At 70.9% G+C, this 23,346-nt stretch carries 20 protein-coding genes; 18 read left to right on the top strand and 2 right to left on the bottom strand.

What is annotated here, in order from left to right; all coding sequences use genetic code 11:
• The 18 genes from AC1DX8_RS16390 to AC1DX8_RS16305 form a co-directional block, all read left to right on the top strand.
• On the top strand, positions 1 to 248 hold a 248-nt coding region (locus AC1DX8_RS16390; protein ID WP_477631010.1), incomplete at its 5' end, for an integrase core domain-containing protein.
• Positions 249 to 562: 314 nt separating this feature from the next.
• Entirely contained in the window at positions 563 to 2,044 is a 1,482-nt protein-coding gene (locus tag AC1DX8_RS16385; RefSeq protein WP_477631009.1) for a uracil-xanthine permease family protein, read from the top strand.
• Between the two features lie 115 nt (positions 2,045 to 2,159).
• Complete coding sequence (locus tag AC1DX8_RS16380) at positions 2,160 to 3,062, top strand: FAD binding domain-containing protein (protein ID WP_477631008.1); 903 nt, start codon at positions 2,160 to 2,162, stop codon at positions 3,060 to 3,062.
• Positions 3,059 to 3,631 carry a (2Fe-2S)-binding protein gene (locus tag AC1DX8_RS16375; protein WP_477631007.1) on the top strand — a complete coding sequence of 191 codons (573 nt, stop codon included), beginning with the start codon at positions 3,059 to 3,061 and terminating at the stop codon, positions 3,629 to 3,631. Before AC1DX8_RS16380 ends, AC1DX8_RS16375 begins: the two co-directional genes overlap by 4 nt.
• The gene (gene cutA, locus AC1DX8_RS16370; protein WP_477631006.1) at positions 3,628 to 6,075 is read left to right on the top strand and encodes an aerobic carbon-monoxide dehydrogenase large subunit; all 2,448 of its coding nucleotides are present in this window, start codon (positions 3,628 to 3,630) and stop codon (positions 6,073 to 6,075) included. Before AC1DX8_RS16375 ends, cutA begins: the two co-directional genes overlap by 4 nt.
• A complete protein-coding gene (locus tag AC1DX8_RS16365; RefSeq protein ID WP_477631005.1) occupies positions 6,072 to 6,707 on the top strand; it encodes an SRPBCC family protein in 636 nt (211 codons plus the stop codon). Before cutA ends, AC1DX8_RS16365 begins: the two co-directional genes overlap by 4 nt.
• Positions 6,686 to 7,603, top strand: a complete 918-nt coding sequence (locus AC1DX8_RS16360) for a carbon-nitrogen hydrolase family protein (protein WP_477631004.1) — start codon at positions 6,686 to 6,688, stop codon at positions 7,601 to 7,603. The genes AC1DX8_RS16365 and AC1DX8_RS16360 overlap by 22 nt, the downstream gene beginning before the upstream one ends.
• A 131-nt stretch (positions 7,604 to 7,734) precedes the next feature.
• Positions 7,735 to 9,243, top strand: a complete 1,509-nt coding sequence (locus tag AC1DX8_RS16355) for a serine hydrolase domain-containing protein (RefSeq protein ID WP_477631003.1) — start codon at positions 7,735 to 7,737, stop codon at positions 9,241 to 9,243.
• A gap of 126 nt (positions 9,244 to 9,369) precedes the next feature.
• Positions 9,370 to 9,768 carry a hypothetical protein gene (locus AC1DX8_RS16350; protein WP_477631002.1) on the top strand — a complete coding sequence of 133 codons (399 nt, stop codon included), beginning with the start codon at positions 9,370 to 9,372 and terminating at the stop codon, positions 9,766 to 9,768.
• Between the two features lie 40 nt (positions 9,769 to 9,808).
• Positions 9,809 to 10,303, top strand: a complete 495-nt coding sequence (locus tag AC1DX8_RS16345) for a hypothetical protein (protein WP_477631001.1) — start codon at positions 9,809 to 9,811, stop codon at positions 10,301 to 10,303.
• Positions 10,304 to 10,371: 68 nt separating this feature from the next.
• A complete protein-coding gene (locus AC1DX8_RS16340; RefSeq protein WP_477631000.1) occupies positions 10,372 to 11,277 on the top strand; it encodes an efflux RND transporter periplasmic adaptor subunit in 906 nt (301 codons plus the stop codon).
• Between the two features lie 8 nt (positions 11,278 to 11,285).
• Positions 11,286 to 12,086: an ABC transporter ATP-binding protein gene (locus tag AC1DX8_RS16335; protein WP_477630999.1), complete on the top strand. Its 801-nt coding sequence runs from the start codon at positions 11,286 to 11,288 to the stop codon at positions 12,084 to 12,086.
• The gene (locus AC1DX8_RS16330) at positions 12,083 to 13,300 is read left to right on the top strand and encodes an FtsX-like permease family protein (protein ID WP_477630998.1); all 1,218 of its coding nucleotides are present in this window, start codon (positions 12,083 to 12,085) and stop codon (positions 13,298 to 13,300) included. The genes AC1DX8_RS16335 and AC1DX8_RS16330 overlap by 4 nt, the downstream gene beginning before the upstream one ends.
• A gap of 75 nt (positions 13,301 to 13,375) precedes the next feature.
• On the top strand, positions 13,376 to 15,568 hold the full coding sequence (locus AC1DX8_RS16325) for a hydantoinase/oxoprolinase family protein (RefSeq protein WP_477630997.1): 2,193 nt from the start codon (positions 13,376 to 13,378) through the stop codon (positions 15,566 to 15,568).
• Entirely contained in the window at positions 15,565 to 17,493 is a 1,929-nt protein-coding gene (locus tag AC1DX8_RS16320) for a hydantoinase B/oxoprolinase family protein (RefSeq protein ID WP_477630996.1), read from the top strand. Before AC1DX8_RS16325 ends, AC1DX8_RS16320 begins: the two co-directional genes overlap by 4 nt.
• An 8-nt stretch (positions 17,494 to 17,501) precedes the next feature.
• Positions 17,502 to 18,704: a CaiB/BaiF CoA transferase family protein gene (locus AC1DX8_RS16315; protein WP_477630995.1), complete on the top strand. Its 1,203-nt coding sequence runs from the start codon at positions 17,502 to 17,504 to the stop codon at positions 18,702 to 18,704.
• A 29-nt stretch (positions 18,705 to 18,733) separates the two neighbouring features.
• Complete coding sequence (locus AC1DX8_RS16310; RefSeq protein WP_477630994.1) at positions 18,734 to 19,864, top strand: alpha/beta fold hydrolase; 1,131 nt, start codon at positions 18,734 to 18,736, stop codon at positions 19,862 to 19,864.
• Between the two features lie 131 nt (positions 19,865 to 19,995).
• A complete protein-coding gene (locus AC1DX8_RS16305) occupies positions 19,996 to 20,847 on the top strand; it encodes a class I SAM-dependent methyltransferase (RefSeq protein WP_477630993.1) in 852 nt (283 codons plus the stop codon).
• Positions 20,848 to 20,922: 75 nt separating this feature from the next.
• Here AC1DX8_RS16305 and AC1DX8_RS16300 read toward each other — a convergent pair whose 3' ends face one another.
• Both AC1DX8_RS16300 and AC1DX8_RS16295 read right to left on the bottom strand, forming a co-directional pair.
• Positions 20,923 to 22,227, bottom strand: coding sequence for a fatty acid desaturase family protein (locus tag AC1DX8_RS16300; protein ID WP_477630992.1), 1,305 nt, complete (start codon positions 22,225 to 22,227; stop codon positions 20,923 to 20,925).
• Positions 22,228 to 22,236: 9 nt separating this feature from the next.
• The gene (locus AC1DX8_RS16295; RefSeq protein WP_477630991.1) at positions 22,237 to 23,346 is read right to left on the bottom strand and encodes a ferredoxin reductase; all 1,110 of its coding nucleotides are present in this window, start codon (positions 23,344 to 23,346) and stop codon (positions 22,237 to 22,239) included.

Genomic DNA, 23,346 nt, shown 5'->3' with positions numbered 1-23,346 from the left:
GCGCCGAGCTGGGCATCAAGGTCAGCAAGACCCGCCCCTACCGCCCACAGACCAACGGCAAGATCGAGCGCTTCCACCGCACCATGGCCGAAGGGTGGGGCTACGCCCGCTGCTACGAATCCGAAGCCGAGCGACGAGCCGCCCTGTCAGCATGGATCCACGAGTACAACCACCACCGACCCCACACCGCCTGCGAGAACAAGCCACCCATCACCCGCTTGACCAACCTGTCAGGTCAGTACAGCTAGCAAACCTTCCTTGATGGCGGACAGGTTGCAGCCTGTCCACGAGCAAGCAACCCCTGCTAGCAAAGGTTGCTTGTATGCCGCGGGGGCACGAAGATGCCGCGCCCTCTGGCGGGAGGGACGCGGCACAGCCCATTGCACTCCTGCCGGGCCTCGAACGCGAGCGCGCCACTCCGCATACTCTGCCGAAACGCGCGCCGCGCCCGATAGCAACAATTGCCCAATGCACCGGGCGCCCGGGCCGCTAGTTTTCGCCTATCCCGGAAGGGACCGTGGGGCCACGGCTCGGTGGCCGCACCCGTGGAGAAGGAGTCCGCATGTCACTGGGCCTGGGTTGGAAACTGCACGGAGACGGCAACCTCTCCGGACCGGACGACGTCGTCGCCCCGGACGAGCGCCTCGGCTGGGGCAAGACCGTCGGGCTCGGCGCCCAGCACGTGGTGGCGATGTTCGGAGCCACCTTCGTCTTCCCCCTGATCATGGGCCTCAACGCCCAGCTCGCGATCATGATGAGCGGCATCGCGACGATCGCGTTCCTGCTGATCGTCCAGGGTCGGGTCCCCAGCTACCTGGGCACCTCGGCGTCGTTCGTCGGCGCCGTCGTGGCGATCCGGGCCCAGCAGGGTGCCACCTCCGCCACGGTCACGGGTGCCATCCTCGTCGCCGGCGTCGTGCTGGCGCTGGTCGGGGTGCTCATCCACTTCCTCGGTTCGGAGGTGCTGCACACGGTGCTGCCGCCCGTCGTCACCGGCGCGGTGGTCATGCTCATCGGGTTCAACCTCGCCCCGGTGGTGGCCAACATCTACTGGCCGCAGGACCAGTGGGTCGCCCTGCTGGTGATGACCTTCGTCATCATCTGCGCCGTGGCGTTCAAGGGTTTCGTCGGACGCATCGCGATCTTCCTCGCGTTGATCTTCGGCTACGTCCTGTCCTGGCTGTTCGACAAGGGCTTCGGGCAGATCACCGCCTACGACGCCGGTGCCGGCAAGATCACGACCCACTTCCGCACCAACTTCCAGGGCATCAAGGACGCCGCCTGGTTCGGCTTCCCGCCCCACACCGAGATCGTCGCCGGCAAGGAGATCGTGGGCTGGCACGCCCCGTCGTTCTCGATGGCGGCCATCCTGCTCGTGATCCCCGCCGTCATCGCGCTCATCGCCGAGAACACCGGACACGTCAAGGCCGTCGCCGAGATGACCAAGACCGACCTCGACCCCGTGATGGGTCGGGCCATCGCGGCAGACGGCATCGGCACCGTCCTGGCCTCTGCCGTGGGCGGCTCGCCCACCACGACCTACGCGGAGAACATCGGGGTCATGGCCGCCACCCGCGTCTACTCGACCGCTGCCTACTACGTCGCCGCCGTCGTCGCGATCCTCTTCGGGCTGTCGCCGAAGTTCGGCGCGCTCGTCGCGTCCACCCCAGGTGGCGTCCTCGGCGGGATCACGGTCGTGCTGTACGGCATGATCGGCCTGCTCGGGGCCAAGATCTGGAAGGAGAACGGCGTCGACTTCGCCAACCCGATCAACCTGGTGCCCGTCGCAGCCGGCATCGTCATCGGCATCGGCAACGTGACGCTGAAGTTCTCCGACAGCTTCTCGCTCTCTGGGATCGCGCTGGGCACGATCGTGGCCGTCGCGGCATACCACCTCGCCAAGGCAGTCGCCCCGCGCGAGCTCCGCGACCGGGCCGCGGCGCGAAGCGTCCCGGGCGGGACGGTGCTCACCGTCGGCGGCAACGAGACCTACGGCGACAGCGACGGCATCGACGACCTCTACCAGGGTGACGACCGCCGCTGACCCCCTGAACGACCCACGTGGGCCCCCGATCGAGGTCGGGGGCCCACGTGGTTCTCCGCCCGACACCCTCGACCCGGCCCTAGCCCCCACCGACTCCAGACGGCAGGATCAGTCCGTGAAGCCAGCACCCTTCGTGCACCACGCACCGCACTCGGTCGCCGAGGCGGTCGAGGTGCTGGCGCGGGTCGGCCACGACGGCAAGGTGCTCGCGGGAGGGCAGAGCCTGATCCCGATCCTCAACATGCGGTTGGCCTCACCGGGCCACCTCGTCGACATCAACCAGGTCACCGGCCTCGCCGACGTGGTCGTCACCGCCACCGAGGTGCGGGTGGGCGCCCTCGTGCGCCACGCGCAGCTCGAGCACCACGACGAGGCGTATGCCGCGGTGCCCCTGCTGCGCCAGGCGCTGGTCAACGTCGCCCACCCGGTGATCCGCAACCGTGGCACCACGGTCGGCTCCATCGCGCACGCCGACGCTGCCGGGGAGATGCCGGCCGTGCTCGCCCTGACCGACGGCATCGTCGAGGCGGTGTCGGCCGGCGGCACCCGGGAGATCGAGGTGGCCGACTTCTTCCAAGGCGCGCTGGAGACGTCCCTCTCCGAGGACGAGCTGGTCACCGCCGTCCGCTTCCGGCGCTTCGCGACCGGCACGGGTACGGCGTTCATGGAGCGGGCGCGCCGGCACGGCGACTACGCGATGGCGGGCGTCGCGGCGGCCGTCCGGGTCGAGGACGGAGTGGTGGCCGGGGCCCGGCTGTCGTTCGTCTCCGTCACGGACGTGCCTCGCACCGTCGACGTCACGCAGGCCTTCGAGGGCCGTGAGCCCGAGGCCGTGGACTGGTCAGCGGCGGCCGACCTCATCCGCGGGGCCATCGAGCCCGACGGCGACATCCACGCCACCGCCGCCTACCGCGCGATGCTCGCCGTCGAGCTGTCACGCCTCACCCTTGCGGCTGCAGCAGCCAACTCCCTTGCCCTGCAACGGCTTTCGCCCGACCACGAAGGACCGGCCGCATGACCGAGCCCACCGTCGAGCCCGGGACCGAGGAGCTCCTCGACCTCACCGTCGTCGTCAACGGAGTGCCGCGGCACGCCAAGGCCCCTGCGCGACGCCTGCTGTCAGACTTCCTGCGCCACGACCTGCGGCTCACCGGCACCCACGTCGGCTGCGAGCACGGCGTCTGCGGGGCGTGCACGGTGCWGGTCGACGGCCAACCGATGCGGTCGTGCCTCATGTTCGCCGTCACCGCGCAGGCCCACGAGGTGACCACGGTCGAAGGGCTCGGCGGCATCGACTCGATGGGCCCGGTCCAGCAGGCGTTCATCGAGTGCCATGGCCTCCAGTGCGGGTTCTGCACCCCGGGGTTCCTCACCACGATCACGGCCTACCTCGAGGACCACCCGCACCCCACCGCCGACGAGGCACGCGAGGCGATCTCCGGCAACCTGTGTCGTTGCACCGGCTACCAGAACATCGTGAAGTCGGTCCTGCGCGCCGCCGAGCTCCGCGCCGAGGGCGCGAGCGCCGGGTATGCCGCGGCGCCGGCGACGCGGCATACCGGCGTCGATGAGGAGTCGGCCCCGTGACCAGCCAGATGTTCGGCGCTCCCGTGAAGCGGCGCGAGGACCCGCGGCTCGTGACGGGGGGCGGCCGCTACCTCGACGACCTGGGTCACACCGCGCTCGCGGCGGCGTTCGTCCGCAGCCCGCACGCCCACGCCCGCATCGTCGACATCGACGTCACCGACGCGCTCGAGGTCGACGGACTGGTCGGCATCTGGACCCACGAGGACCTGCCCGGCCGCGTCGGCGAGCCGCTGCCCCTGCTCATCCCCCACCCGACACTGACCCACGGCCGCACCCAGTTCGCGCTGGCCCGCGACGAGGTCAACTACGTCGGTGAGGCCATCGTCATGGTCGTCGCGCGCGACCGTTACGTCGCCGAGGACGTCTGCCAGCGCATCCGGGTCGACTACGAGCTGCTCACCCCGGTCGTCGGCATCGCGAACGCCCGTGACGGCGCGGCGCTGGTCCACGACGACGTGCCCGGCAACGTCGCGTGCCACATGGTCCAGGAGGTCGGCGACGTCGACGCCGCCATCGCGGCGGCCCCCCACACCCTCGAGCTCGACCTCGACATCGAGCGCAGTGCCTGCATGCCCATGGAGGGCAAGGGGGTGCTGGCCCGCTGGGACTCCGACAAGGGCGAGCTGCGGATCTTCTCGTCGACCCAGACCTCCACCGGGGTGCGGGCGGCCGTGGCGGCCAAGCTCGACCTGCCCCTGGCGAAGGTCGAGTGCATCGCCCCCGACGTGGGTGGCGGGTTCGGCGTCAAGATCAACCACCCGTGGCCCGAGGAGGTCCTGGTCCCTTGGGCCGCAAGGCTCCTCGACCAGGAGGTGAAGTGGACCGAGGACCGGCGCGAGCACTTCATCTCCAGCGCCCACGAGCGCGGCCAGCTCCAGAAGATCCGGGTCGGCTTCGACGACGACGGCCGGGTCCTCGGGCTGGACGTGCGGTTCTGGCACGACAACGGCGCCTACACGCCCTACGGCATCATCGTCCCGATCATCACGTCGACGCAGCTGCTCGGGCCGTACAAGCCCGGCGCCTACCGGTGCGAGTTCTGGTCGCTCTACACCAACACGGTGCTCGTGACTCCCTACCGCGGCGCCGGACGGCCGCAGGGCTGTTTCGCGATGGAACGCACCATGGACGCGATCGCCGACCGGCTCGGCCTCGACCGCGCCGAGGTGCGCTCACGCAACTTCATCCTCCCGAGCGAGATGCCCTACGACCACGGGCTGCTCTTCCAGGACGGCCGTCCACTGAAGTACGACTCCGGCGACTTCCCGGCCAGCCTCGCCAAGCTCAAGGCGCTCGTCGGGTGGGACGACTTCGCCGCCTACCGCGAGCAGGCCGAGGCGGAAGGTCGCCGGGTCGGCCTCGGGATCGGTTGCTACGTCGAGGGCACCGGTGTCGGGCCCTACGAGGGTGGCCACATCCAGATCGAGACGAGCGGTCGGGTGAACGTCTCCACGGGCCTCACGTCGCAGGGCCAGGGCCACGAGACGTCGTTCGCGCAGATCGTCGCGCAGGAGCTCGGGGTGTCCATCGAGGACGTCTTCGTCACCACGGGCGACACCCGCCGCATGCCGTATGCCGTCGGCACCTTCGCCTCGCGCGCGGCGGTGATGAGCGGCAACGCGATCGCCCTCGCGGCGCGCAACGTGCGGGCCAAGGCGTTGCGGATCGCGGCGAACGCGCTCGAGGTGTCGGCGGAGGACCTGGAGATCGTCGACGGCGACATCCGCGTCAAGGGCGCCCCCGACACCCACCTGTCGCTCGGCACCGTCTCGGTGATGTCCAACCCCCTGCGCTACGCCTTCGACGAGGCGGCCAAGGCAGCCACGCAGTTCGCCGGCAACACCGACCCCTCCAAGCCGCCGGTGGCGGACGACGACGAGCCCGGGCTGGAGGGCAAGGACTTCTACTCCCCCACCCAGGCGACCTTCGCCAACGGCATGCACGCAGCGATCGTCGAGACCGATCCCGTCACCGCCGAGGTGAAGATCCTGAGGTACTGCGTCATCCACGACTGCGGCACGATGATCAACCCGATGATCGTCGAGGGCCAGGTGCACGGCGGGGTGGCGCAAGGCGTCGGCGGCGCGCTCTACGAGCGGATGGTCTACGACGAGTCCGGCCAGCTGCTCAACGCCAGCTTCATGGACTTCCTCATGCCCTACGCCTCTGAGGTCCCCCACATCGAGACCGACCACCTCGAGACACCGTCGCCACTGAACCCGTTGGGGATCAAGGGAGCCGGTGAGGCCGGGTGCATCCCCGTCACCGCCGTCATCGCCTCGGCGATCTCCGACGCCGAGGGTTTCGCGATCACGTCGATGCCGATCTCGCCGGTCGAGCTGTGGGAGCTGCGCCAGCGCCACGCCCGCGGCGAGATCCCGTCACTCGCCCGCACGCGGCATACCACCACTGCACCTGCCACGCCCGTCCAGGAGGCGCCATGAAGATCTCCGGTACCGCCGCCCTCAAGGCCACGCCGCAGCAGGTGTGGGACGCCTTCCACGACCCCGAGGTGCTCGCCCGGTGCCTGCCGGGCTGCGAGGCGCTCAGCGAGGTGGGGCCCGACGAGTACGCCATGACCGTGACCGCCGGCGTCGCCGCCATCAAGGGCACGTACGACGGCAAGGTGGCCCTGCTCGACCCGCAGCACCCCGAGCGGTTCACGATGAAGGCGCAGGGAGCCGGCGGCCCCGGCACGGTCGACGCCGACGTCGTCGTCCACCTCGCTCCGTCGGCGACCGGGGGCACCGACCTGACCTACGACGCCGACGCGGCGGTCGGCGGGATGATCGGCGGCGTCGGCCAGCGGATGCTCTCGGGTGTCACCAGGAAGATGGCCGGGCAGTTCTTCGACGCCGTCGACGACGACATCGCCGGGGTGCGCAAGGAGAAGAAGCCCAAGGCGGTCAGCCCTGGGGTCCAGGTCGAGGAGGTGTCAACCGGCACGCGACCGCTCCAGGGTGTCGGCACGTCCACCGCGGCCTTCGGCGGCAAGCCGTACGCCTGGGGGGTGGTGACCGGCGGTGCCGTCGCGCTCGCCGGGGTTATCGTGGGATGGCTGATCGGAGGACGATGATGCGCGCATTCACGGCGGCTGCCGTCCAGCTCGCGCCGGCGCCGGGACCCCTGTCCCCGGAGTCGGTCCGCAAGAACCTCGACAAGTGCGTCGACTTCACCCGGCGCTGCGTCGACGCGACCGGGGCCGAGCTCGTCGTGCTGCCCGAGTCGGCCACGACCGGGTTCACCCCGGACTGCACCGTCGAGGAGCTGTGGGACCTCGTGTCGGAGGTCCCCGGCCCCGTCACCGAGCCGATGCAGCAGGTCGCGAAGGACCTGGGTGTGTATGCCGTGCTGGGCACCTACGAGCGTGGCCCCGAGCGCGGCGTCATCTACAACTCTTCGGTGCTCATCGGGCGTGACGGGGAGGTGCTCGGCGTCTACCGCAAGACCCACCCGTTCTGCACCGAGCACGTGGACGGCGGCGGCTGGGTCACGCCGGGCGACACGGTCACGGTGTGCGACACCGACCTGGGGCGGATCGGCATGATCATCTGCTTCGACGGCGACTACCCCGAGCTCTCCCGCATCCAGGCCGTGCAGGGCGCCGAGGTGATCTGTCGTCCGAGTGCGCTGCTGCGGTCGGCCGACATCTGGGAGCTGACCTCGCGGGCGCGCGCCTACGACAACCACGTGTTCGTCGTCGGGGCCAACGCCACGGGGATCGACCCGGCCGGGGTGCTCTACTTCGGCAACTCGCACATTGTCACGCCCACTGCGCACATCGCCGCGAAGGCCGCCTCCCACGAGGGCTGGGTGTCGGCCGTCCTCGACCCTGCCACGGCGCTGTCGTCGCTCACGCCCGGCTCCAACATCGGCCAGGGCTTCGACCACCTGCGCGACCGCAACCTCGACCTCATCCGCAACCACCGCGACGAGCTCGAGCGCCCGGCGGAGACCTCCTTCCCCCACTGAGCCGGCGTGCGCCACGCGTGGCCGGCGAGCCCGACCCACCCTCGACTTCGTGGCAGTTGAAGGCGGACTGACCAGTGCCCGGCACCCACCCCGAATGGCGTCGGGGGCGCTGCACCTGTTGAATCGCAGGCATGGCGCAGCGAGGGTTCGGACCGAGGGGCGCCAGCCTCCCGACCAGCACGCCCTCGGCCGAGGGGGTCGATGCGCTCGGCCTGCTGGCCCTCGTCGACGCCCTCGAGGCCGGCGGCCATGACCCCCACAGCCTCCTGGTCGCCAGGCACGGGCACGTCATCGCACGCGGGTGGTGGGCGCCCTACGCTCCCGAGCACGTCCAGCTGGTCTACTCCCTCAGCAAGTCGTTCACCGCCACCGCCGTCGGCCTGCTCGTCGACGAAGGTCGCCTGTCGCTCGACCAGCCGGTCCTCGACCTCCTCCCACCGGGCGACCTGCCGGCTGGGGTGGAGGTGCCTGATCGCTACCGCCGCCTGACCCTGGGCCACTGCCTGACGATGGCCACCGGCCACGACGTCGAGGGCTGGGGTCCCGAGGTGCTCCGCGCCGCGCACGAGGCCACCGGCGCGGACGACGGCTCCGACCCCGTGCTGGCGGCGATCCTCGCGACCCCACAGGAGCACGAGCCCGGCACCGCGTGGGCCTACAACCAGATCGCCACCTACCTCGCCGCCGGCGCGGTCCGCGGCGTGACCGGCTCGTCGGTGCTCTCGCTCCTGCGCGAACGGGTCCTCCCCCTGCTCGACCCCTCGCGCGGGGCAGACGTGGTGTGGCACCGCACCGCCACCGGCCGCGAGCTCGGGTTCTCGGGCATCCACATCGGCACCGACGCGATCCTCGCCCTGGCCCAGCTGTACCTCGACCACGGGCGGTGGAACGGGTCTGCCCTGCTGTCCCCGGAATGGGTCACCACGGCCACGGCGTCGACCGGGCTGCCCAACCGTGAGGCCGACCCCAACCCCGACTGGCGTGAGGGCTACGGCTGCTCCTTCTGGATGGCCCGCCACGGCTACCGCGGTGACGGGGCCTACGGCCAGTACGCCATCGTGCTGCCCGAGCAGGACCTCGCGATCGCGATCACCAGCGAGACCCTCGACATGCAGGCCGTCCTCGACCTCGTGTGGGACCACGTGCTGCCCGCGGTCGGGAGCGAGGGCGAGCAGGGCGACGAGCTGGCCGACGCCGCGCTCGAGGAGCGGCTCGAGACGGTGGCCGTCCCGACCCCGTCGTCGTCCGCCCCCGGCCCGTCGACCGGGTCATGGGTGCGGGCCGACGACAGCACCCTGCCCCCCGCGTATGCCGGCATGAGCCTCGCGCCCGGGGGCGCGGCATACGAGGTGGTCGTCGAGTGTCGGGGCACCCAGGTGCGCCTCGACGTGGGGGACGGCGAGTGGGCGTCGTCGACGTTCGCCGTCGGCGGCATCGAGCTGCCCGTCGTCGCCTCGGGCGGATGGGACGGCGAAGGCTGCTTCAGCGTGGACATCCGCGTCATCGAGACACCCCACACCCTGCGCCTGCGGACCCGCCACGACGGGACCGTGCACCTCGGCTGGCGCGTGGTGCCGCTCTACGGCGCCGACCCGCTCGACCTCGCGGTGCGTGGCTCGGCCCTCCCGCGCCAGCACTGACCCGGACCCAAACCGTCACCAACGCAGCACTGCACACCCAAACGGACGCACTTTCCTTGACACCTCTGGCCATGCCCTTATAGAACTGACCACCAACATGGGGACATGACATCACCAGGGGGACAGATGAGGACATCCATCCGTAGGGCGGCGATCTCCACGCTCGCCGCGATCGGCCTGGCTGCAGCCACCACGGCGAGCGCCAGCGCGAACACCACGACGTCGACCTCGACCACCGGGTCGATCACCGCGTGGACGATCGGGGGCACCAGCTACTACCAGAACCACACCAACGACGACTTCGGCCTCGACGTGATCTCCGGGATCGCCATCGACGCGCGCTGGGCGAGCTGCAAGATCAGCGGCGGCACCGGGGCCACCAAGTACGACATCACCGTCGCAGAGGGCCGCCGCGTCCTCGGCACCGACTTCCTGGCGGGCACCTGCCTGCGCGTCCAGTACCGGGGCTACGCCAAGACCGGCAGCTTCACGTCCACGCAGTACTGGAACTACAACTTTGCGTGAGGGCAGCCGCCCCCGGGGCGGGACAGCAGCGGTGCTGGGGGTGTCCAGCGCGATGGTCGCACTCCTGACCCTCACTGGCTGCGGCGGGAAGGACGACCCGGTCGGGTCGGTCGAGCAGAAGCAGAGCGCCGACGCCACGGTGGTGAAGACGGCTGGTGCCGGGGCGGGCGGGCGCTTCCTCCCGCTGTTGCGCAAGTACCACGACCGGGCCACCTGGCCGGAGGGGTACGACATGACACCGGAGCAGATGTGGAAGCAGGTCGCCGCAGCCGCTGGCGACGTCGTCCTCGATGACACGGCCGCTGAGGGCCAGGTCGCCATCGTGAACCAGTGCGCGTGGGCGCTCAAGGCCATCGACGCCGTCAGGTCAGACGCCGACACGACCGAGGTGCGCGCGGGCCTCGTGCGCGCCGGTCAGCTGATGCCGGGGGGCGACGAGTACTTCGCAGGGTTGGCCGACCAGCTGGCGGTGGGCAACCTCGAGAGCACGCAGGCGTTCGTCACGGCCAACACGTGTCACGACGGATTCGAGTAGTCCCCCGCGACGGCCTGCCACTGGCCCCAGTGGCAGGCCTGGTCCGGAGCGGTGTCTCCTGTCTCGTCGTGGCGCTCAGCCTGGGGCTGGCCGCGGCCTGTTCGACGTCGCCGGGTTCGTCACCCGACGAGCCGCCGCTGGTCCGTGCGTCGGCGAGCGCTCCGGAGACCGTCGGTGTCGAGAAGTCCGACCTCTACCGGGCGCGCGAGGTCGCGGGCGTGGTCGAACAACGGCCGGAACGCGCGGTCCGATCGGCGTGGACAGGCACGTTCACGCCGGCCCGCGGCCTACGCCGGGGCAGCGTGGTGCGCCCGGGAACGCAGGTGGGCACCGTCCGCGTCTGCGTGCCGACGCCCGAGCCAACGGCGGCGAGCGCAGGTGCGACCGCTGCGGTCGCGACAGGTCCCGCCACCGCCGCGACGCCGGCGTGCCACGAGCACTGGTATGCCGTGCGCACGCCGGTCGCAGGCACCGTCACGACGGTGGCGGGGGCGCCGGTGACAGAGGGTGCCGAGGTGGTCCGGATCCGGCCGCCCGGCTTCGTGATCCGGGCGACCGTCACCGACCCCGCCGCGTTGTACGACCTGATGCGTCCACCGCCGACGGGCAAGACCAGGATCCTCGGCGGCCCAGCGGGGTTCAGCGTGCGCTACGAAGCGCGGACCTACGACCCCACCGACGGGTCCGTCGAGCTCGTCCTCGCCGTGCCGGACGACGTCGACGTGGTGGAGGGGCTGCGCACCTCCACGGCCTTCGTCGTGAGCCGACGCACGGACGTCCCCACCCTTCCCGTGACTGCGGTCCAGGGCACGAGCGGGGTGGGGCAGGTGGTGGTGGTCGACGACGGCACCCGCGTGGTGACCGCGGTGACGCTCGGCCAGCACGACGGGGCACGCATCGAGGTGACCGGTCTGCCGGCGGCGGCGCGGGTGCTGCGTTTCCCCCTCGCCTCCGACTTCCTCGCGGCACCGTGACCGGTTCCGTGAGCGAACCGCCGGGCGCTCTCGTCATCGATGCCACCGGTCTGGCCAAGTCGTTCCGCACCCGCGGAGGTGGGGTGACCGAGCTCCTCGCCGAGGCGACCCTGCAGGTCGCGCCGGGCACGACCGTCGCCGTGATGGGACGGTCCGGGGCGGGCAAGAGCACGCTGCTGCGAGCCCTCGGCCTGTTCCAGCCGTTCGACCGGGGCACCTACCGGCTGCTCGGCTCCGACGTCGCCGGCCTGTCCGACCGGGCGTGCTCGCACCTGCGCGCTCGGCACATCGGGTTCGTCTTCCAGGAGTTCCGGCTCCTGCCCCACCTCACGGCGACCGGCAACGTCGAGACCGCCGCTGTCCTGGCCGGGCTGCCGACCCGCACCCGTCGCCGCGAGGCGCATCGGGCCCTGGAGCTGGTGGGCCTGTCGCACCGGCTCCGGGCCCGGCCGCGCACCCTGTCCGGCGGGGAGCAGCAACGGGTGGCGCTGGCGCGAGCGCTCGTCAAGCGGCCCTCGCTGATCCTGGCCGACGAACCGACCGGCGCGCTCGACGACGCCACGGCCGGTGCAGTGCTCGACATCCTGCGCGACGCGGTCACCGAGACCGCGGCGGCCCTGGTCGTCGTCACCCATGACCCGGTGGTCGCGGGTGAGTGCGACCGTCTGCTGGTGCTGCGCGACGGTCAGCTGGCGCCCCTGGTGGCGCCCCCCGGGCTGGGCCCTGACGAGGCGTCTGACCGGGGCGCGGTCGTGGGGTGCGACGAGGAGGACGCGTCCGCAGGCGCGGTCGGGGGGTCTGCCACGTGAGGCAGGCCGCGATCCTGGCCGGGCAGGAGGTCAGGGGCAACCGGGGCCGGGTCCTCGTCAAGGCAGCGATCCTGCTCGGCGCCATCGGCACCCAGCTGTTCACCTCGCTGGCGGCCGAGGCGAGTGAGCAGGCCGTGACCACCTATGGTGCGGCGGTCTTCGGCTACGAACAGACCTTCCGCGCCGACTTCGAGGCGCCGCCCTCGTTGGCGCAGCTGGCGACGATGGACGCCACCCTCGACGACGAGCTCCGCGCGCACCCCGCGGCAGTGGTGGTGCTCCAGGCCGGTGTGCCGGCCGGCCTGACCTCGGCCAAGGCGCCGACGACAGGCCCGGAGACGTCGGCGACGCTGACCTCCTTCCACGGCCCGTGGACCCAGATCAGCGCCACGACGGCCCGGTCGCGGGCGTTCAGCGAGGTGGACGGTGGGCGAGCCATGCCTCGGCTGGTCGTGAGCGGACCCCTGGCCGACCGGCTGGGCGTGAGCCCCACGACCCTGGTCACCGTGACGGCTGCCGACGCTGCGACCGCTCCTCTCGTCGACGGGTGGGCCCACAGCCCGGTCGTCCTGCCAGACGTCCCCGCCCACCGCGGGTCGGCGGAGCAGGACAAAGCCCTGGTCAACGACGTCCTGGCCAGTCGCAGCCTGGTGCAGCTCCTGGGGGCCGCGCCCGACAGCGCCTCGCTCTACTGGCGCTGCACCGCTGCCGAGTGTCCCGACGTCGCGGGGATCGCGGAGGCCATCGCGCGCACCGCCGGGCTGCGTCTGGCCGCTGGCTACCGGGTCGACAGCCACGACACGCTCACACCAGTGCTCCGTCAGCAACGCGAGCAAGGCGACCTCTTCGCGTGGGTCGCCCTCGGCCTCGGCGCGATCGCGGTCGCCGTCGTGGCCACCGCCCTCGTGGAGGTGCGCACCCCCGAGCTGGTCACCTTGCGCACCCTCGGGGCCACTCGCTCGACCCTCTTCGGCGCGGCGCTGCTCGAGGGACTCGTCGTCGCCGTGGCCGTCGGGGTGCTGGCGATGGCCGCCAGCGTGGCGATGGCGCGGCTCGACCCCGACCTGCTGAACCACATCGACGCCGTCAAGCTCGAGCGGTTCCACCCGCCCCTGGGCGTCTACCTGCGCACCGGGACCGTGACCGTGCTCGTCGGCCTCGTCACCGGCCTGCTGCCGGCCCTGCGCGCGTACCGCCTCGTACGGGCCAACTGACGACACAGCCCTGGCGAGGCCTGTTGGCAACTTGTGCCAAGGCGACGCGACCGCCCGACCGGTTGAATCTCACGCATGGCGCAGCGACGGATCAGGATCGGGATCGACACCGGGGGCACGTTCACCGACGTCGTCGCGTTCGAGGAAGGCACCGGCGAGCTGGTCACCACCAAGACGCCGTCGACGCCCAGCAACCCGGCCGACGGTTTCATCACCGGCGTCACCAAGGTCCTCGACCTGATGGGCGCCACCGGCGCGGACGTCACCGCCGTCGCCCACGGCACCACCGTCGCCACCAACAAGCTCCTCGAGGGCAAGGTCGAGCGGCTCGGGTTCGTCACCAGCGAGGGCTACGAGTTCATGCTCGAGATCGCCCGCCAGGCGGTCCCGGACGGTTACGGCAACTCCTACTTCTGGGTGAAGCCCCCGCGCATCGTGCCCGCCGACGCAGTCCGCACCGTCGGTGGTCGGATGGACTTCCAGGGCAACGAGATCCGTCCCTTCGACGAGGCGTCCGCCGTGGCCGCAGCGCACTGGTTCCGCGACCACGGCATCACCACCCTCGGCGTCTGCTTCCTGCACTCGTATGCCGACGACTCCCACGAGCTGGCCATGCGTGAGGTGCTGCGTCGAGAGCACCCTGACGCGATCGTCTCGATCAGCAGCGAGGTGCTGCGTGAGTACCGCGAGTACGAGCGCTCGATGACCACCCTGGTCGACGCCGCGGTCAAGCCGAACGTCAGCCGGTACGTCACCAACATCCAGCAGCGCCTGTCGCAGATCGCCCCGGACGCCGCCTTCTCGATCATGAAGTCCAACGGCGGCGTGCTGTCCGCCGACGAGGTCGTGAACCAACCGATCACCACGGTGCTGTCGGGACCTGCCGCCGGCGCGCTGGGGGCCGGGCTGATCGCGAGACGCGCGGGCTTCCCGAAGGTGCTCACCTGTGATGGTGGTGGCACCTCGACCGACGTGTCGGTGGTGCTCGACGGCGAGCCGACGCTGACCACCGAGGGCACCATCGGCGCCTACCCCAGCAAGATCCCCATGATCGACGTCGTCACCGTCGGCGCGGGCGGTGGCTCGGTCGCCTGGGTCTCCCCCGAGGGCACCCTCAAGGTCGGTCCCCATTCGGCAGGAGCCGACCCGGGACCGCTCTGCTACGCCAAGGGCGGCACCGAGCCGACCATCACCGACGCGCACGTCGTCCTCGGCCGCATCCCCCCACACCTGCTGGGTGGCGAGATCCCCCTCGACGTGGCGGCCGCCCGCCGCGGGATCGACGCGCTCGCGGCCAGGCTGGGCATCGACTCCGTCCGGTGCGCGACCGGCATCCTCGAGATCTCGGCCTGGAACCAGGCCAACGCGCTGCGCCAGGTCTCGGTGAAGCGCGGGCTCGACGTCCGCGACTTCATGCTGACGACGTTCGGCGGGTCCGGCTCGTTGCTCGCCTGCCGGCTCGTCGACATCCTCGACCTCGCCGGCGTCGTCGTCCCGCAGAACCCCGGCAACGTCAGCGCGTTCGGGTTGCTCACCGTCGACGTGAAGAACGACTACGTCCAGACCATGGTGTCGAAGCACACCGCACTCGACCACGCCGCGGTCCAGAAGACCTTCGACCACCTCACCGACCGAGCCGCCAAAGCCCTTGACGCAGAAGGTTTCCCCCGCGACGCCCACCGCTACACCCGCACCGTCGACCTGCGGTACTTCGGCCAAGCCTTCGAAGTGCGCGTCACCGCCCCCGACGGCCCCGTCGACGAGGCGTATGCCGCGCACGTCGCCGAGTCGTTCCACGAGGCGCACCGCGCGCTCTACGGCTACGACTTCGCCACCGACCCGAGCCAGCAGGTGGAGTGGGTCAACCTGCGGGTCACCGGCGTCGGCCCGATCACCCGCCCCGAGCTGCGCGACCTGCCGACCCGCGACTCCGAAGCCGGGTCTTTGAGCGATCCGGCGGACCAGGACCCGTCGGATCGCTCAAAGACCGGGGTCAGCCGGCCCGTCTGCTTCGACGCGGGCGAGGGCTACCGCGACACCCCGGTGCTCTGGCGGCCAGACCTGCGAGCCGGGGACACGTTCGACGGTCCCGCCATCGTCGAGGAGTTCGGGTCGACTGTCCCGGTGCACCCGGGCTTCACGGTGCGCGTCGACGCGATCGGCAACCTGGTCATCACGCGGAGCACCCCGGATACCCCGACCGCCGCCACGACCCCGGCGACCACGACGACCTCGACGACCACGACGACGACGGAAGGTGCCCGATGAACCCCGCTGGCCTGCCCACGGCATACGAGCACGGCAACCGGCTGACCCCGCTGGGCACGCAGGTCGACCCGATCCTCGTCGAGATCGTGCAGGGCACGCTGGCCAGCGTCGAGATGGAGGTCGAGACGGCGATCGCGCGCACCAGCCGCTCGCCCATGATCCGCGACGCCCACGACTTCCGGGCCGGCATCCACGACCGCCAGCTGCGCAAGCTGACCGGTCGCTCCTACAGCGCCCTGGTCCACCCGATCGTCCGTGACTTCCCCCTGGCCGAGATGGCCGAGGGCGACGTCTTCTTCCACAACGACGTCTACGAGTCCGAGGGCGGGATCGGTCACCTGCCCGACCTGTGCGTGACGGTCCCGGTGTTCAGCGGGGGCGAGGTGGTGGCCTTCGTCCAGGCGTTCGGCCACCACGACGACATCGGCGGAGCGGTGCCGGGCTCGATGCCGAGCAACGCCTCCAGCGTCTTCGAGGAAGGACTGGCCGTCCCGCCGATCAAGCTGTGGGACAAGGGGGTTCCCAACAAGGCGGCACTGCGGATCATGACCCGCAACAGCCGGATGCCCGACTCGCTGGCCGCCGACCTCGACGCCGAGTGCTCGGCCTGCCTGATGGGCGCCCGGCGGCTGTCCGAGCTGTTCGAGCGCTACGGCCGCGACACCATCGAGGCGACCTTCGACACCATCCTCGACCAGACCACCGAGACCTACCGGCGCGAGATCCTCTCGAAGATCCCCGACGGCACCTACGTCTGGGAGGACTACGCCGAGCACGACGGCGTCGACGAACCCAGGCTGCACACCCAGCGGATCACCCTGACCAAGGAGCCCACCGGCGGACCCGGCCCCGGCGACGGAGGTCCGCGCCTGGTCATCGACTTCACCGGCACCGCACCCCAGGCGAAGGGCCCGATCAACCACTGCGGCGACTACGTCGGGGGCAACTTCCTCAAGAAGTGGCTGGCTCCGATCCTGCGCAACCTCGCCGACACCCCTGAGCGGATGGCCGAGCTGGACGTCAACGAGGGTGTCGTGCCGCTGATCGAGATGCGGTTCCCCGACAAGGGGACCCTGCTCACCCCGATCTTCCCGGCCCCCACCAACGCGCGGACCTTCGTCATCCTACGGCTGCTCGGGGTGCTGGCCGGGGTCGTGGCGAAGGCGGTCGACGGCAAGATGCCCGCCGACCAGGAGACCATCCGCTACACCGGCGTCTACGGCAAGGACCGGGACGGCAACGACTACCTGATGCGCGAGGTGCTCGGTGGGGGCTCGGGTGGCCGCTACTACGCCGATGGTGAGGACACCATCCACGTCGTGCCGGACTCGCGCAACCTCCCGACCGAGTTCACCGAGAGCCGGTTCCCGTTCATCGTCGAGCGGCTCGGGCTGGCCGTCGACTCCGGCGGCGCGGGGCGCTACCGCGGCGGGCTGGGCTACGAGAAGCAGATCCGGATGCTCAAGGACGCCCACTTCATGTCCATCGCCGACCGCTCGATCCTCGCCTGCTGGGGCGTCAAGGGTGGCAAGGCCGGCAGCTCGTTCAGCGTCACCATCGACGTGGGCGGCCCCGACGAGCGCGAGGTCGACGCCCTGGCCGACGCCGAGCCGGTCAAGGCGGGCCAGGTCATCCGCATCCGTACCACCGGTGGTGGTGGCTGGGGTGACCCGCTCGAACGCCCGTACGAGGACGTCGAACGCGACCTGCGCTGGGGCAAGGTGTCGTTCGAGGGCGCGCGCACGGCATACGGCGTGGTCGCGTCGGGGACGAAGGACGAACCGGCCGTGGACACCGCGGCGAGCGACACGCTGCGCCAGCAGCTGCGCGAGGCCCGACCCGACGCGGCGCCGTTCTTCGACCGCGGGCCGGGCTACGCTCGCCTCGCCGACGGCAAGGACGCCGCCGACGTCGACTGGCTCTGAGGACACTTGTGAACGCACCGCTGGAGGACATCGTCGTCATCGACCTGTCGCGAGCCCTGGCCGGCCCGCATGCAGCGATGATGTTGGGAGACATGGGCGCTCGCGTCATCAAGGTCGAGTCACCGGGCACTGGTGACGACACCCGCGGCTGGGGGCCACCGTTCGTCGGACCCGATGACGAACCCATCTCCACCTACTTCCTCGCCGCGAACCGCAACAAGGAGTCGATCACCCTCGACCTCAAGTCGGACGACGGCCGAGACATCCTCACCAAGCTGGTGCAGCGCGGCGACGTCCTGATCGAGAACTTCCGGCCCGGCGTCCTCGACCGGCTGGGTTTCTCCGCCGAGCGGCTGCACGAGCTCAACCCGAGGCTGGTGCTGCTGAGCATCAGTGGTTTCGGACACGACGGGCCGCAGGGTGGCCGGGCGGGCTACGACCAGATCGCCCAGGGCGAGTCGGGCCTGATGTCGGTCACCGGCCCCGACGCCGACACCCCCCAGCGCGTCGGCGTCCCGATCGGCGACCTGCTCGCCGGCATGTACGGCGCGTACGGCGTCGTCACCGCCCTGCACGAGCGCCACACCACCGGCGTCGGCCGCGTCGTGCGCACCAGCCTGCTGGCCGCGCTCGTCGGCGCCCACGCCTTCCAGGGCACGGCCTACACCGTGGCCGGTCACGTCGGTCGCGCCCAGGGGAACCACCACCCGTCGCTGTCGCCCTACGGCCTGTTCCACTGCCAGGACGGCGACATCCAGGTGGCCTGCGGTAGCGAGTCGTTGTGGCGCAAGCTCGCCGAGGCGTTCGACATCGACCCCGCGACCCCGGGCATGGCCACCAACCGCGAGCGCACCGTCAACCGCGACCAGGTCACCGCGGCCCTCAACGCCGCCTTCGCGGCACACCCCCTCGCCGAGCTGCTCCCCCTCCTCGCGTCGCTCGGCATCCCGGCCGGCGAGGTCCGCACCATCGACCGGGTCTACGACTGGGACCAGACCCGGTCGCAGGGTCTCGTGCTCGACGTCGACCACCCGGTCCTCGGCCACATCGAGCTGCCCGGGCCGCCGATCCGCTTCGACGACAACGCGTATGCCGGTGGGCGCAGCGAGCACGCCGCGCCCCCCACACTCGACCAGCACGGTGCGAGCATCCGTGCGTGGCTGGAGGACTCGGAGCCCAGCAACAAGGACTCGGAGCCGAGCGGACCCTGAGGGCCGGGCCGCAGTCGTACCATCGTCGGGTGGCCGCGAGCGCGAGCGTCTCCCGCCAGGAGATCCGGTTCTGCCGCGCCCCTGACGGGGTGCGGATCGCGTATGCCGTGCACGGCTCAGGTCCGCCGATGGTCGTGGACTCCTGCTGGCTGAGCCACCTCCAGTACGACTGGCAGTCGCCGGTCTGGCGGCACTACCTCACCGAGTGGGGTCGCGACCACACCGTCATCCGCTTCGACGAGCGTGGTCACGGGCTGTCCGACCGCGGCGTCACCGACCACAGCCTGGAGGCCAGGCTCGGCGACCTGGAGGCCGTGGTGGAGGACGCCGGCCTCGAGCGGTTCGCGCTCCAGGCGATGGCCCAGGGCGGACCGGTGGCGATCGCCTACACCGCCAGGCACCCCGAACGCGTGTCCCGGCTGGTCTTCTACGGCAGCTACTCCGGGCAGCAGTCGAAGGACCCCACCGAGGCCGAACTGAACGACACCCTCGACGCGCTCATCAAGGTCGGGTGGGCCCGCCCCGACTCGGCGTTCCGGCGGGTGTTCACGTCGCTGATGATCCCGCAGGCCACCGAGGAGCAGCACACCTGGCTCGACGAGCTGCAGCGCGTCGCCACGGACGCCGACACCGCGCGGAGCTCACGTCGGCAGCGGCTGGCAGCCGACAGCAGCGCCCTCCTGGGTGAGCTCGACGTGCCCACGTTGGTGATCCACTCGCTGGGCGACCGGATGAACGACTTCGAGGAGGCCCGCTACCTCGCGGCACGGATCGACGGTGCCCGCCTCGTCGCGCTCGAGAGCGACAACCACATCGTGCTCGAGGACGAGCCCGCGTGGTCGGCCTACGTCGCGGAGCTGCGTGACTTCCTGGCCGAGGACGGGGCCCCGGCGCCCTCCGCACCGACGCCCTCCGCGCGGGCGACAGCAGTGGCCGGGTCGGGAGGCGGCGGCACCGAGGGCCTCGACCAGCTCTCGACACGGGAGGTCGAGATCCTCCGGCTCGCGTCCGAGGGGCTCGACAACGACGCCATCGCCCGCGCGCTCACCCTCAGCGTCCGGACCGTCGAGCGGCACCTGAGCAACATCTACACGAAGCTCGACCTGCACGGGAAGTCAGCCCGCGCCGGCGCCGTCGCCCGCCTCCTCACCCGCGCCTGACGGCATACACGTAGTCGTCTGCACGCCCGCAATGGGTGCATCCACCGATGCCGGCAGCGGTGCGCCGCTCCTACCTTCGTGATCGCGGGGGAAACCACCCGTGACGCCGCAGACCGAAGGGGACCAGCACCATGAGTACAGAGACATCAGCGACGGCGGTCACCGACACCGACGAGGATCGCGCGCTCAAGGGGCGGCACGCGGCCATGTGGGCGCTGGGCAACTACCCGGTGGTGGCCAGTGACGTCATCGCCTCGCTCGGGCCCTTGCTCGTGGAGGCAGCCGGCATCACCGCCGGCCAGCGGGTGCACGACGTGGCGGCCGGGTCGGGCAACGTCGCGATCCCGGCAGCACGCACCGGGGCGCAGGTCACGGCCACCGACCTCACTCCCGAGCTGCTCGACAAGGGGCGTGCGGACGCCGAGACCGAGGGCCTGACCATCACCTGGCGGGTGGCCGATGCCGAGGCGCTCCCCTTCGAGGACGGCGCGTACGACGCGGCCGTGTCCTGCGTGGGCATCATGTTCGCGCCCCACCACCAGGCCGCGGCCGACGAGCTCGTGCGGTGCGTCCGCCCCGGCGGGACGATCGGGCTGGTCAGCTGGACGCCCGAGGGGTTCATCGGGCAGATGTTCACGACCATGAAGCCCTATGCGCCGGCCCCACCGCCCGGTGCGCAGCCGCCCCCGCTGTGGGGCCACGTCGACCACGTCAGTGAGCTCCTGGGCGATCGGGTCACCGACCTCACGGCTCGGCAGCAGGACCTCGTGGTGGACCAGTTCGCGACGCCCGAGGAGTTCCGCGACTTCTTCAAGGCGAACTACGGACCGACCATCGCGGTCTACCGGGCCATCGCCGACGACCCCGAGAAGGTGGCCGCGCTGGACCGTGACCTGGTCGCGCTCGCGGAGCGGTTCGACCGCGGCGACGGGCACACCGTGCTCGACTGGGAGTACCTCTTGGTCACCGCCCGCCGCGCCTGACGCGGTTCGAGGTGATACCCGACCGGATTGCGGTCGGGTATCACCTCGAACGGGAATGTCCGTGGACGCTGGACCTCAGATCGCCCGCAGCGGCTTGCGGTTGCGCAGCTTGCGCCGCACCTGCTTGCCGATGGCTTCCGCGGCGAGGCCGACGCGGTGACGACCCGGCTCGGGGTTCGGGAGCGCGAGCGAGATGACCTGGCTCCACGCGGAGGCGACCTGCTTGGGCAGCGGTCCCTGCGTGTAGGTCAGGCCGTAGCGCTGGTAGATCTCCTGCACCTTCGGGGCGATCTCGCCGTAGCGGTTGCTCGGCAGGTCGGGGAACAGGTGGTGCTCGATCTGGTGGCTCAGGTTGCCGGTCATGATGTGCATGACCTTGCTTCCCGAGATGTTGGCCGACCCGAGCATCTGGCGCAGGTACCACTCGCCACGGCTCTCGCCCTCGATGGACGCGCGGGCGAAGGTCTCGACCCCGGTCGGGAAGTGACCGCACATGATGACCGAGTGCGTCCAGACGTTGCGGACGAAGTTGGCCGTCGCGTTGGCGGCGATGGTGTGGAAGAACGACGGACCCGACAGCAGCGGGTGGATGAGGTAGTCCTTGCGGGCCTGGCGACCGACCTTGCGCAGCACCATCTTCCCGTTGCGCTTGAACTCCTCCTTGTCGCCGCGGCCGGCGAGCTGCTTGCCGATCTCCAGGTCGTACGCGGCGATGCCGTACTGGAAGAAGCACATGTTGAGGAAGTTGTAGAGCGGCTGACCGAGGTAGGCAGGCGTCCAGCGCTGGTCCTCGTCGACGCGCATGATGCCGTAGCCGAGGTCGTTGTCCTTGCCGATCACGTTGGTGTACGTGTGGTGCAGCTCGTTGTGGCTGTGCTTCCACAGCGCGGCCGGGGTGGCGCTGTCCCACTCCCAGGTCGTGGAGTGGATCTTGGGGTCACGCATCCAGTCCCACTGGCCGTGGAGGATGTTGTGGCCGACCTCCATGTTGTCGAGGATCTTGGCGACGGAGAGACCGGCGGTGCCGACGATCCAGGCCGGCGGGAAGATCGAGAAGAGCAGCACGGCGCGCGAGGCGAGCTCGATCTTGCGCTGCACGTCGATCACCTTGCGGATGTATGCCGCGTCGCTGGCTCCGCGCGACTCCAGGACTTCCTGGCGCAGCGCGTCGAGCTCCATGGCCAGCGCCTCGACGTCCTCGGCGCTCAGGTGACCGGTGGGGTCGGCCTTGCCGGAGCGCTTCGGCACGTGGCGGCGCTCGGCGATGGCGGTGGACAGCCGGCTGTTCGTGGAGCGGGGCGTCGGGGTGCCGGGGGCCTTGGGGGTCGAGGCGGCGGAACCGTCGATGGTGAGGTCATAGGTCTCTGCGGTGGCAGTCATGAGGTCTCCTTAGAGGTCGATCTCGCAGTGGCCGGCAGCAGCCGACACACACGTCTGGATGCGGATGCCGTCGCCCTTGGCGGCAATGGTGAGGTCGCCGTTGCGCAGGTCGCGCACGGCACCTTCCTTCAGGGGCACGACACAGCCGAAGCAGATGCCCATCCGACAACCGGAAGGCATCAGGACACCGGCGGCTTCGCCGGCGTCGAGGATCGGGGTCGAGCCGTCGGCATCGACGGTGATGCGCTGGCCGCCGAAGGTGACGGTGCCACCCTCACCCTCGGCGATGACGACCGGGCGGAAGCGCTCGGTGTGGAGTCGGTCGGTGATCTCGGCATCGGCCCAGGCCGCCTCGAAGGCGTCGAGCATGCCGGCCGGGCCACAGGCCCAGGTCTCGCGGAAGCGCCAGTCGGGCACGAGCTCGTCGAGGGAGTCGGTGCCGACCATGCCCTCGATGTCGGTGTGCCGCTCGACGAGGCGGATGCGTCCGGCCTCGGCCCACTCGCGCAGCTCGGCGGCGAAGATGACGTCGGCCTCGGTGGGCGCGGAGTGGATGACGACGACGTCGTGCAGCTCGTCGAGGTGGTTGCGCAGCATGCCCATCACGGGCGTGACACCGGAGCCGGCGGTGACGAACAGCGCCCTGGCCGGACGGGGCGTCGGGAGCACGAACTCGCCGGTCGCCTGGTCGAGGTGGATCAGCGTGCCGGGCTGCAGCGCGCGCACCACGTGGTTGCTGACCTTGCCGTCGGGGATGGCCTTGACGGTGATCGAGATCAGTCTGTCGGGCGACGCCACCGGCGAGGTCAGGGAGTAGGCGCGCCAGTTGCGGACGCCGTCGACGTCGACCCCGATGCGGATGTACTGCCCGGGGACGTGACCGGCCCAGGAGCGGCCCGGCTTGATCTGCACCGTGACGGCGTCGCGGGTCTCGGGGGTCACCGAGACGACCCGGCCACGCAGGTCGGCGCCGGCCCGCATGGGCGCGATGAGGTCGAGGTAGTCGTCGGGCAGCACGGGGGTGGCGACTGCTTCGGCGACTCGACGGAGGACCGTGCGCAGGGACGGCAGGGGGCTGGTGGACCCTGACGTCGTGCGGAGTGGGAGAACTGCGGTCAT

The organism is Pedococcus sp. P2_A3 (assembly GCF_056405035.1).
This window is presented reverse-complemented; position numbering and strand designations above follow the sequence as displayed.

What these genes read in the sequence shown, in the direction of transcription:
- AC1DX8_RS16305 (WP_477630993.1), top strand. Translation starts at nt 19,996, where the DNA reads ATGAGTACAGAGACATCAGCGACGGCGGTCACCGACACCGACGAGGAT.
- AC1DX8_RS16325 (WP_477630997.1), top strand. Translation starts at nt 13,376, where the DNA reads ATGGCGCAGCGACGGATCAGGATCGGGATCGACACCGGGGGCACGTTC.
- AC1DX8_RS16300 (WP_477630992.1), bottom strand. Translation starts at nt 22,227, where the DNA reads ATGACTGCCACCGCAGAGACCTATGACCTCACCATCGACGGTTCCGCC.
- AC1DX8_RS16360 (WP_477631004.1), top strand. Translation starts at nt 6,686, where the DNA reads ATGGCTGATCGGAGGACGATGATGCGCGCATTCACGGCGGCTGCCGTC.
- AC1DX8_RS16355 (WP_477631003.1), top strand. Translation starts at nt 7,735, where the DNA reads ATGGCGCAGCGAGGGTTCGGACCGAGGGGCGCCAGCCTCCCGACCAGC.
- AC1DX8_RS16350 (WP_477631002.1), top strand. Translation starts at nt 9,370, where the DNA reads ATGAGGACATCCATCCGTAGGGCGGCGATCTCCACGCTCGCCGCGATC.
- AC1DX8_RS16320 (WP_477630996.1), top strand. Translation starts at nt 15,565, where the DNA reads ATGAACCCCGCTGGCCTGCCCACGGCATACGAGCACGGCAACCGGCTG.
- AC1DX8_RS16295 (WP_477630991.1), bottom strand. Translation starts at nt 23,346, where the DNA reads ATGACCGCAGTTCTCCCACTCCGCACGACGTCAGGGTCCACCAGCCCC.
- AC1DX8_RS16365 (WP_477631005.1), top strand. Translation starts at nt 6,072, where the DNA reads ATGAAGATCTCCGGTACCGCCGCCCTCAAGGCCACGCCGCAGCAGGTG.
- AC1DX8_RS16385 (WP_477631009.1), top strand. Translation starts at nt 563, where the DNA reads ATGTCACTGGGCCTGGGTTGGAAACTGCACGGAGACGGCAACCTCTCC.